Consider the following 11118-nt stretch of genomic DNA (forward strand, 5'->3'; position numbering starts at 1 on the left):
TATTTTATTAATAAATTTATAATCTAGTTATCATAACTAGATTAAGGGGACTTTGAAAAATGGATACGGCGAATTGGAATGAGTTTAAGCTACCGCGATGGGAAGAATTGCCCAATCTGTCACTGTATTTAGATCAGGTCGTTGAATTAACGACAGAATCTTTGGCAGAAATTATGCCAAGCCATGAAAAAAAGGTGTTAACATCATCGATGCTAAATAACTATGTTAAGCAATCTTTGATGCCGGCACCGATAAAGAAGCGGTATTCAAAACAGCATATTGCCTTCTTGATTGTCATCACGTTAATGAAACAAACGTTCAGTTTGTCAGAAATTGAGACGACTTTAAATTTGGCACTAAAAGAGACATCACTTAAAGAATTTTATAACGAGTTTGTCCAACAACAAGAGCAGTCTTTAGCATTTGTTAGTCAAAATATGCAAGCGAATGCAAGTGATGGTGAAGATCCAAATCAACTCATTCAAGCTGTGACTTTGGCAATTGCAACAAGTCTATACAGTAAACAATTGATTGAAACAATGTATTTGGAAACACAGAAATAGTTTTTTAAGCATGATGACAAATTCAATAGACAGCGCTTTCATTTTGGCGGATAATAAACATATACAAAATTAAAATGAGGATTATATTGGAGGATTCGATCATGATAGATACCTATAAAGTAATTGCCAATGCATATAATGCTGGTGTTTCAGAACAGTTCAAAATTCCAGAAAATATGACTGGACAAGGTGAGACCAAGGTATTAAATACAGATAGCATTGATGTTTGGTTTGACATGCAAGGCGAACAAGTTGAATCGATTAAAATTGACTGCTTTGTCGAAGGTGATCATCATTTTGATGAAGTCTTTATTGGTTTTGAAAGTGGCTTAAAGATATCGTCTCGGATTTTCTTTGATGCTTACCAAGAGCTTCTTAATACTGATAGTAACCATACAACAGGTGAGACGAATGGTTTTAGAGTTGACTACATGCGCGAAAATGGGCATGTGTTTGCAACATTTAATCGGAGTACAACCTTATAAAAATAAACGTTTTCAGTTGAATTTGGGCGTTGTATTCGGTGTGATTTGTGAGGCGACTTGTAAAGTAACAAATGGATTAAAAATGTACTTTTAAAGGCATTTTCAAAGCTTTTTTGGCATTCCTTAAATTTGACTTAACTTATGTATTTTGATATATTTACTGAGATATGCGCGTGAAATTTTATGAGGGAGGTAGCTTTAAGAATGACGGAAGAGTTGTCACATAGTGAAGTCCACGAGACAATGACAGATATGCTAGCGGATCTTGCTGTTTTTGCAATGAATCAAGATTTAAAACTATTTCTCCTTGGTGGCACTTTATTAGGAAAAATTCGTGATGGAGAACTTATCCCTTGGGATGATGATATTGATGTTGGCTTGAGACGTGAGGATTATGAAAAATTTAAAACACAATATTCTTCAAAAAATCCGAATTATTATTTATTAACCGAAGAAGAAGCCCAAAATGATTTTCCGTATATGCGCTTAATTGATAAGACAACGCATTCGAAATCAAAGTATTATGAACAAAAGCACGGTATTTTTATTGATATTTTTCCAATTGATGACTTCAGTAAAAACAAAATTCAATTAGATATTTTCTTTATTAAGCACAAGTATCTAAATGTGATGAGAAATATTGGACGGTCAACTGGTAAGTATCCGAAAAAAGCCAAAGCAAAAAAAATAAAAGAAATGTTGCGACAAGCACTACCAAATTTGTCTGCGCATAAGTTAGCAGTTTCAGAAGATAAATATGTAAAAAAGTTTGCTGGGAATCCCAAAAAGCCAAAGCAATCGGGAGTTCTTAATGGGATGTATGGTCGAAAAGAAGTCTTCCCTGCCAAAATGTGGCGCGAAGTAGAACGTGTCGATTTTTTAGGTATTCCTGTTTGGCAGGTTAAAAATTATGATGAGTATTTGACACAGTTTTTTGGTAATTGGCATGTGAAAGAAAAGCATGAGAAAAAGCATGGTTCTTTTTATAAAGGAGAGGGATAAATGATTTACGCACAAGTGATGGCTGGTGGAATTGGAAGTCGTATGGGACATACAGAGCGACCAAAGCAATTTTTAGATTTAGCTGGGCGACCAATTATTATACATACGCTTGAAAAATTTGCCTTGATTCCTGATTTCAAGAAAATTGTTGTATCAATTCACCCACAGTGGGTGCAATATGGTAAGGATTTAATTGCGCAATATATTGATGACGACAGAATTGTTGTGATTGAAGGTGGGGCTGAACGTAACGACAATGGGTGCAATCAACTATATTCATGATCAATTTGGTGCAAATGAAGATGATATTTTGGTTATGCACGATGCTGTTCGTCCTTTCGTTACGCGACATATTATTATGGAGAATATCCGCCTAGCTGAATCATATAAAGCTGTTGATACTGCAATTGGTGCCACAGATACGATTGTAAAAGTTGAAAATGATGAAGTTTCGGAAATTCCAGTTCGTTCATTCATGTACCAAGGTCAGACACCACAGACTGTAAATATTCCTGCCTTTGAAGCACAATATGAGCATATGACTGATGAAGAGCGACGTGCTTTGAGTGATTCTGCAAAGGTTATGTTGCTAGCTGGACATAAGGTGGGGATTGCTGACGGTGATGAGAGTAACATGAAGATTACGCGTCCATACGATCTACGTCTTGCCAATGCGATTGCGAAAGAGGACGATGATGTTTAATAATATTTATCGTTTGACTGGTGTTCGCCAAGTTGAACAAATGAAAAAGCAAGATAATTTAGCTGATCCTCATAGTGTCATTGTGCGGCCAACGTTATTGTCAATTTGTCGTGCTGATGAACGATATTATACCGGTACACGTGATAAAAAAATTCTAGCCAAGCGTTTGCCAATGGCTCTAATCCATGAGGCTGTTGGTGAGGTCATTCGTGATAATACTGGAACATATGAACCAGGAACCATTGTTGCAATGGTGCCAAATAATGCCCAGAAACATGATGATTTAGTGTCGAGTAATTATTTACGAGACAGTACATTTAGTTCGTCAACGGCTGATGGTTTTATGCGCGAATATGTGTTTATTCGTCCAGAAAATTTGGTTGCCATTCCAAAAGAAGCCCAAGGTGATATGAATGCCTTTTTGGAAGTTGTGACAGTTGCCGTGCAAGCGATTCGACGTTTAAAAGAAACGATGATTCCAAAGCAGGGTAAAATTGGTATTTGGGGTGACGGGAATGTGGCATACATTGTTGCTGTCGTAATGAAAGAAATGTTCCCAGATACTGAATTAATTGTTCTAGGAAAGCATGAAGAAAAATTGAGTTATATTAGTTTTGCCCAAACCATGTTGATTGATGAAATCCCAGACGATTTAATGTTTGATCAAGCAATCGAAGTAGTTGGTGGTATGGGTTCTGAATCTGCGATTAATCAAATGATAGATCATGCAAATCCACGGGCAACGCTTGTGTTGTCTGGTGTTTCAGAAGAAAATATTGCGATTAATACACGCTTAATTCTTGAAAAAGGCTTGGATTTGGTTGGTACATCTCGTTCAACACGCGAAGACTTTGAACAAGCGGTAGATTTGATTGAAAATAGCAGTTCTGTCCGTGATCGTTTAGGATTGCTTGTACAAAATATAAAAGAAATAAATTGTGTAACAGACATTACCAATTCGTTCGATGAAGATTTGAATATGAATTGGGGTAAGACAGTCATGAAATGGAATATGTAAATAAAAAGAACCTAAGCTTTATGTTTAGGTTCTTTTTATGTTGAAAAAAGTAAAATATTAACCGTTATAACTGCAATTTAAAGTCAATTGGACTATACTGTACAGTTAAATAAGATGAATTGGAGAGATAATCAATAATGGAATATTTGCTTGCGTATTTAAATCAGACGGATGGTTTTCAATTTGGAAAGCTTTTCTCATTTAAGGGGATTCTGGACCGCAAAAGTTATTTTCTGGGTATGTTAATCTGGAGTGTGCTTGTATCGTTAATTGCGATGCCATTAGCGACAATGGGTGAAGTTTTGGTTCAAGTAATGATGGGACAGCAAAATGCGGCAGCAATGCAATCAATTTCTGGTATTATATTCGTTATTTTTGCCATTGGGTTTATTGTGATACTGCTACAAGGGCTAGCAGCAATGAGTCGTCGTTTGCACGATGCAGGTGTATCAGCCTATAAGTTATTGTACATTGTTGTGCCTTATCTTTTGGCCCTTATTTCTGGTTTAGTAACCGGAATTTCAGGTGCTGTTATGGGCGGATTTGCAACGTTCTTTGTGGTGTTACCATTTATCGGTTTCATTGTTGTCTTGTGGCATTTAATTAAGCCAACACAACAAATTCTAGGTCGATCAGCAACGGAGGCCTAAAACATGGAATTTTTTAAACAGTTTTTGAATCAAGAATATGGTCTATATTCGTTTTCTGGTCGATTAAGTCGAACTGGCTTCTTTATCGGATTGCTCTTATTATGGATCTTTACCTCATTGGTGATGATTCCCGCAACGTATGTAATATTGTCATTTTCACCACAGTTGCTGATGATGGCAGGAAATACATTAGGAATTTGGTTAGGCCTTTTGACGGCTTTGTATGTGTTTATTCTCGTAAATACTTTGGTCCTTGTGTTGGCTGCGGCAGTCCGTCGATTACGTGATTCAAATGTCTCACCAGTATGGCTACTCGCTGCGTTTTTGCCATTTATCGGTGAAGCCATTATTTTTTGTCAATTAGTTCGACGTCCAGTGGAGGTGCACAATGAAGAAGCAAACTAGAATTAGTATTGTGCTTGGTTTATCTTTGTTGGTTGCCGGTGGTGCTGGTGTTGCAACAGCCACGCAAACACAACAAATTCAGGATGTTTTACAAGTAGAAGCAGTTAAACCGGTTGCCAAAAATGATTTGACGGAAGCAGCCATAGCTGGCGTTCGTAAGGCTGATAAGCCGACTGCTGAAAAAATTACGAATTTACAAAAGTCAAAGACATGGGTTGGTCACAAGAAAGCCGCTTACTTTGAATTACCCAACTTTGGTAAGAAAAATGATGTGAAATCTGCTCAAGATGCAGATGATTTGTCAAAATCAGGAACGTATACGCAAACGTACGCGATTACAAAACCTAAGATTTTTATCACTGATACAAAAATTGATGCAAATAGTAAAATTACGTCATCGATGAATCAGAATGTGATGTCATTAGCTCAGCAAACATTGGGTAATGTACCGGCATTAACCGATTTGAATCAAAAACAAATCAACAAGAATATGGTTATTGTGACTGGTTATAGTGATGCTGAGGATAAGCAACAAGGAACAGTTAAAGAATTTATTTCCTTTATTTTCATGCGTGATGCACATGGGCATATGCATATGATTTCAATTGAGAGTGAGCAAGATGCAGAGAGTGTTGCTAAAAATATTGCAACAGCAAGTACCTTGGGAAATAGTTTAACGGTTGAAAAGCCAAGCGGTGTTGCGTTTAAGAAGAATGTTGAAAAATAGATAATAAGATGCCTTAGGGCATCTTTTTTCATATACAGAAAGGAACATCAATATGCAAATTGAACAATTTACGCAGTTAACGCAAAGTCAGATTGAAGATATCCATTTATTGTCGCAAGCAGTCCATGACTATGATCATACGCATAAAGATGCTTATTTAAGTAATCAGTATAATCATTTTCCTGAAATGCCAACGTTCGTTTTAGGATATGAAAATGAATCTTTGATTGGTTTTGCGATGCTTTATGCGGATGGAGATATCGATGAAATCGTTGAAATTAGTCTGATGGTCCATCCAAGTGCGCGTCGTAAAGGAATTGGGACAGCGATTAAACAGCGCGCTTTCGAAATTTTAACGGAATTTGGTTACCACAAAGTACAGTATTTGACTGAACGGGCTTTCTTAGTAGCGAATCCTGACTTTATCATGAAGAATCAGTTAGTTGTCGATGCTGAATTTGAATATCAGATGCGTTTTGAAAAAGAACCAGTTTCAGTAGAAAGTAAGATGGGCATTGGCATTCGGCGAATGCAACGAGCGGATGTCGTCCAATTAGTGCCACCATATATGAATGCCTTTCCAGATTCGACAGCACATGCCGCCGAACAGTATTTACAGGAAAGCTTGGATGATACATCAATTGAGACTTACGTCCTTTTGTATGAAGACCAACCCATTGGATATTGTGCCGTGGATAATGGCGATTACTATTATATCTTTGGTTTATTTGTGGATGCTGGTTATCGTAATCGGGGCTTCGGCGCGCAATTTATGCAATTAATCATGCGAGAACTATATTTGCAAGAGGCGAAGCCGTTTGTCATTGGGGTTGAAGGTGATAATCATCAAGCGCACCATCTGTATCAAAAATTGGGATTTGAGGATGAAACGGTGTTGGAGTACTTGACTGAAGGTGAATGAAAGCACAATACTTTTTTGTAATCAAATTGTCATAATATTTAGATTTATTCACAAAAAGGTCAATCAAGTTGCAGTAAACCTAGGTTTAAGGTTCAGTTATTATGGTAATATATGTAAAGTAAAAGCAAATAACTAGGAGGGGTAGATGTATGGAAAAATATCAAACAAATCTTGAAGACTTGTTTACAGAATACAAGGTCGACACTAATGCCGGCCTGACAGATAGTCAAGTGACTGCGCAACGTGATGCGCATGGATCGAATACTTTTGAAGCAGGAAAGTCTGAGCCTTTGTGGCGTAAGATTTTACGTAGCTTAAATGATGTTGCCACAATTATTTTGTTGATTGCAGCGGTGATTTCATTCATAACTGCGATTATGGAAGGAACCGGTAACTATTTCGAAAGTTTGCTAATTATCGGAATCGTTATTATCAATACGACATTGTCAATTGTGCAAGAAGGTCGTGCTGAAAATTCTTTGGCAGCCTTGCAAAATTTGAATCGATCACAAGCTAAAGTGATGCGTAATGGGAAGACTGAACTAATCGATGCGGATGACGTTGTTGTTGGTGACATTATGGTTATTGACAATGGTAGTTCAATTCCTGCCGATGCACGTTTGTTGGAAGCAGTGGAACTTCAAGTTGAAGAATCTGCCTTGACTGGTGAAAGTGAACCTGTTCAAAAAGATGAAAATGCAACATTTGAAGCTGGAGATGACGTTGACTTAGGTGAACGTATTAACATGGTATACCGTGGAACAGCGGTTGTTAATGGTCATGGTCGTGCTGTTGTAACAGCGGTTGGAATGCAAACAGAAATGGGAATCATTGCTGGTTTGTTGAACAACGAAACCAAGACACCATTGACACCATTGCAAATGCGTTTGGTGCAATTGGGTAAGAACATTACTTGGATTGCCTTAGCTGCAGCCGCAATTGTTATGGCTTTGGGATTGTACCAAGGCATGGATTTGATGCACATCTTCTTAACAGCCGTATCATTGGCTGTGGCGGTTGTGCCTGAAACTTTGGCAGTTATTGTGACGATGACATTGGCTTTGGGTGTTCAAAAGATGGCCAAAAAGAATGCGATTATTCGTCGTCTGCCAGCTGTTGAAACATTAGGAACAACAAGCGTGATTGCGTCTGACAAAACGGGTACATTGACACAAAATAAGATGACTGCCCGTGAAGTTTGGTCAGCACTTGATGATACGCTATCAGAAGTTGAAGACGATGTGAGCGACTCAGCTTTTGAAGTACTATTCCGTGGTGCCATTTCAACGAACGTTGAAGTAAGTACCGTTGATGGTGAAACACGTTATGATGGTTTGCCAACAGAAATTGCATTGGTGCATGGGGCTGAAAAGGTTAAGTCACGTAAGCAGTTGTTAGAAGAATGGCCATTAGTTGATCAAGTACCATTCAACTCAACTAAGAAGCGTATGACAACAGTGCATAAGCGTCCTGATGGTGGCTATATTGCGATTACTAAGGGTGCCTTTGATGTCTTGCTACCAATGATTGAAGATGGTGACAAGCAACGTGCCGAAGAAGTTAATGCAACATTTGGTAAGAATGCGTTGCGTGTGCTAACAATCACACAAAAGACATTTGATGAAATGCCTGCTGATCCAACACCAGACTTTTACGAGAGTCATTTGAAGTTAGTTGGATTGGTTGGAATTATTGACCCACCACGTCCTGAGTCAGCACCAGCGGTTGAAAAGGCCCGTGAAGCTGGTATTAAGACTGTGATGATTACTGGTGATCACTTAGAAACAGCCAGTGCGATTGCTCGTGAAATTGGGATTATGCAACCAGGTGATAAGGGAATGACTGGTCATGAACTATCACAATTGACTGATGACCAATTGGATGAACGTGTACGTGATTACAGTGTCTATGCGCGTGTAACACCAACAGACAAGATTCGTATTGTGAAGTCATGGCAACGACAAGATGCTGTGATTGCCATGACTGGAGACGGTGTTAATGATGCGCCAGCTCTTAAGGCAGCCGATGTTGGTATTTCAATGGGTGAAACTGGAACTGACGTTGCCCGTAATGCGTCTGATATTATCTTGACTGATGATAACTTTGCGACGATTGTTGATACAGTTTCTGAAGGTCGTGGTGTGTACGTGAAGGTGCGTAAGACAATCAACTTCTTGTTGAGTGCGAACCTTTCTGAAATCTTTGTTATCATCATTGCGATGTTGCTTGGATGGGGATCACCATTATTGCCAGTTCACTTGCTATTCATCAACTTAGTATCTGATGGATTGCCTGGATTCGCATTGAGTCGTGAACCAATGTTGACAGATGTGATGCACGACAAGCCAATGAGCAAGGATGCTAGTTTGTTTGAGGGTGGTTTACGTAAGCAAATCGCCATCGGAGCTACGCTATTTGCGATCGTGGCCTTGTTAGCAATGTGGTTCGGACGTAGCTTTACGATTTCAGGCTTGGCACCAAGTCATGAAGTTGGTCAAACAATGGCCTTCGTCGTCCTATCATTGACATCAATTGTGCACGTCTTTAACATTCGTTCAGCTAAGTCAGCCTTTAGCATCAAGTATGCTGCTAACCCAACATTGGTTAACATGGCATTGCTTGCTGGTGCAATTACATTAGTTGTTGCCTTGGTACCATTCTTAGCAGGATTGTTTGGACTAGTACCATTGACACTAACACACTGGTTGATTATTGCTGCATTGACTGCTGCACCAACTGTTGTTATGGAAGTATTGAAGATGGTTATGCCTAATAACTTCCGTGTTTAATAGATTTAAATCTGAGAGAAGCTAACGTGCGCGTTAGCTTTTTTTATGCATGTTGATGGTAGCGCTTTCATAAAATATTAAACTAGGTTACAATGTGATGTGTATGACGATATCAGAAATTATGAAATTTACGGGTCATCAAATTGGACGTAAATTTTATGGCATGTGATTAATTAAATCACGAGGAGGAATGTTAGTATGGTTGAAGCTACAGCAGATTTTGGCGTTGTTGGACTAGCCGTTATGGGGCGTAATTTAGCATTAAATGTTGAGTCACGGGGATATAAGGTTGCGGTTTACAATCGCTCAAGTGAACGTACAAAAGATTTAGTTGAAAAACATGAAGATAAGCAATTTGTACCGGGGTATTCGATTGAAGACTTCGTTGCAAGCATTAAGCGTCCACGCCGTATTATGTTGATGGTGAAGGCTGGTGCTGGAACTGATGCGGTTATTGAAGAATTATTACCATTTTTGGATGCAGATGATATTTTAATTGATGGTGGTAATACATTTTATGAGGATACGATTCGCCGTTCAAAGCACTTGGCTGATTCAGGTATTAACTTTATTGGTATGGGGGTTTCAGGTGGTGAATTAGGTGCATTGCAAGGGCCGTCACTTATGCCGGGCGGACAAAAAGCTGCCTATGATTTAGTTGAGCCAATTTTGACGGAAATTGCAGCAAGAGCGCCTGAAGATGGGAAGCCAACAGTGACATATGTTGGACCTGATGGTGCCGGACACTACGTTAAGATGGTGCATAATGGTATTGAGTATGGCGACATGCAATTAATTGCCGAATCATATGACATTTTGAAGCGGGTCGTTGGGTTAGATGCTGACGAGGTTGCTAAAACTTTTGCCGAATGGAATGAAGGCGAATTAGACTCGTACTTAATTGAGATTACGGCTGATATTTTAACCCGTAAAGATGACCAAGGTTCAGACAAGCCAATTGTTGATATGATTCTTGACCGTGCAGGTAACAAGGGCACTGGTAAGTGGTCATCACAATCAGCTTTGAACGTTGGCGCCCCACAATCATTGATTACAGAATCAGTTTATGCCCGTTATATTTCAGCGATGAAAGATGACCGTTTAGCTGCTGCGAAAGTTTTGGATGGCCCTGATTATCAATTTGAGGGTGATGTGACAGCAACAGTTGAAGATATTCGTGAAGCACTTTATTTTGGAAAAGTGATGTCATATGCGCAAGGATTTGATCAATTACGCTTGGCTTCTGATGCGTATGGATGGGACTTGCCATTTGGTGAGCTAGCGCAATTGTGGCGTGCAGGGGCAATTATTCGGGCACGTTTCTTGCAACGCATCACTGACGCTTTTAATGCTGATGCAGACTTGCATAACTTGTTGCTAAATGATTACTTTAGTGACGTGGCGATGAAGTATCAAGGTGCGGCTCGTCGTGTCCTAGCGTTAGCAGTACAAGCTGGTGTGCCTATGCCATCATTGTCGGCCGCAGTTGCTTACTATGATTCATATCGAGCTGAAGTGCTTCCTGCTAATCTGATTCAAGCGCAACGAGATTATTTTGGTGCACACACATATGAGCGTGTTGATGCGCCACGTGGAGAGGCTTTCCACTATTCATGGTATGATGAAGCCTAAATAATTTAATTAGTGAAAAGCGTTTAATACTTGTTTCAACGCTTTTTTGTATATAACATATTGCTTTTAAGGTTGAGTTTGGGTCCATTTAATGTTGTTTTATTTTTAGATGGGCATAATGCAAGACATAGAGTTACCCAATGCTCTATCGTAACAAAAAAAAAACACACATGCTTGTATTTATAACCTACTCCTACTCCTAAAAATAATAAACACAAGTTA

Annotated in this window: 13 protein-coding genes; 12 read left to right on the forward strand and 1 reads right to left on the reverse strand. The window is 39.0% G+C overall.

Annotation, left to right across the window (positions count from 1 at the left end):
- The first annotated feature begins 59 nt into the window (after positions 1-59).
- The 12 genes from IV67_RS00975 (at position 60) to gndA (ending at position 10896) form a co-directional block, all read left to right on the forward strand.
- On the forward strand, positions 60-563 hold the full coding sequence (locus tag IV67_RS00975) for a DUF1836 domain-containing protein (protein ID WP_057786228.1): 504 nt from the start codon (positions 60-62) through the stop codon (positions 561-563).
- 101 nt (positions 564-664) lie between these two features.
- A complete protein-coding gene (locus tag IV67_RS00980; protein ID WP_057786230.1) occupies positions 665-1048 on the forward strand; it encodes a hypothetical protein in 384 nt (127 codons plus the stop codon).
- A 204-nt stretch (positions 1049-1252) separates the two neighbouring features.
- Positions 1253-2050 carry a LicD family protein gene (locus IV67_RS00985; RefSeq protein WP_057786232.1) on the forward strand — a complete coding sequence of 266 codons (798 nt, stop codon included), beginning with the start codon at positions 1253-1255 and terminating at the stop codon, positions 2048-2050.
- The gene (locus IV67_RS09580; RefSeq protein WP_337250193.1) at positions 2051-2332 is read left to right on the forward strand and encodes a 2-C-methyl-D-erythritol 4-phosphate cytidylyltransferase; all 282 of its coding nucleotides are present in this window, start codon (positions 2051-2053) and stop codon (positions 2330-2332) included. It begins immediately after the preceding gene.
- A complete protein-coding gene (locus IV67_RS09585; RefSeq protein ID WP_337250194.1) occupies positions 2307-2753 on the forward strand; it encodes a D-ribitol-5-phosphate cytidylyltransferase in 447 nt (148 codons plus the stop codon). Before IV67_RS09580 ends, IV67_RS09585 begins: the two co-directional genes overlap by 26 nt.
- The gene (locus IV67_RS00995) at positions 2746-3771 is read left to right on the forward strand and encodes a zinc-binding dehydrogenase (protein WP_057786234.1); all 1026 of its coding nucleotides are present in this window, start codon (positions 2746-2748) and stop codon (positions 3769-3771) included. The genes IV67_RS09585 and IV67_RS00995 overlap by 8 nt, the downstream gene beginning before the upstream one ends.
- Positions 3772-3908: 137 nt before the next feature.
- A complete protein-coding gene (locus IV67_RS01000; RefSeq protein WP_057786236.1) occupies positions 3909-4421 on the forward strand; it encodes a DUF805 domain-containing protein in 513 nt (170 codons plus the stop codon).
- Between the two features lie 3 nt (positions 4422-4424).
- Entirely contained in the window at positions 4425-4826 is a 402-nt protein-coding gene (locus IV67_RS01005; RefSeq protein ID WP_057786237.1) for a DUF805 domain-containing protein, read from the forward strand.
- Entirely contained in the window at positions 4810-5553 is a 744-nt protein-coding gene (locus IV67_RS01010; protein WP_057786239.1) for a hypothetical protein, read from the forward strand. Before IV67_RS01005 ends, IV67_RS01010 begins: the two co-directional genes overlap by 17 nt.
- Positions 5554-5605: 52 nt before the next feature.
- Entirely contained in the window at positions 5606-6475 is an 870-nt protein-coding gene (locus tag IV67_RS01015; protein WP_057786241.1) for a GNAT family N-acetyltransferase, read from the forward strand.
- 149 nt (positions 6476-6624) lie between these two features.
- Positions 6625-9264 (forward strand): cation-translocating P-type ATPase, encoded by a 2640-nt coding sequence (locus IV67_RS01020; protein ID WP_057786243.1) that lies wholly within the window; start codon positions 6625-6627, stop codon positions 9262-9264.
- 198 nt (positions 9265-9462) lie between these two features.
- Positions 9463-10896, forward strand: coding sequence for an NADP-dependent phosphogluconate dehydrogenase (gene gndA, locus IV67_RS01025; protein ID WP_057786245.1), 1434 nt, complete (start codon positions 9463-9465; stop codon positions 10894-10896).
- A gap of 35 nt (positions 10897-10931) precedes the next feature.
- Here gndA and IV67_RS09450 read toward each other — a convergent pair.
- Positions 10932-11118 (reverse strand): hypothetical protein (locus tag IV67_RS09450; RefSeq protein ID WP_236698223.1); only part of this gene is annotated, 187 nt, incomplete at its 5' end.

Source organism: Weissella minor (genome assembly GCF_001437425.1).
Taxonomy (GTDB): Bacteria; Bacillota; Bacilli; order Lactobacillales; family Lactobacillaceae; genus Weissella; species Weissella minor.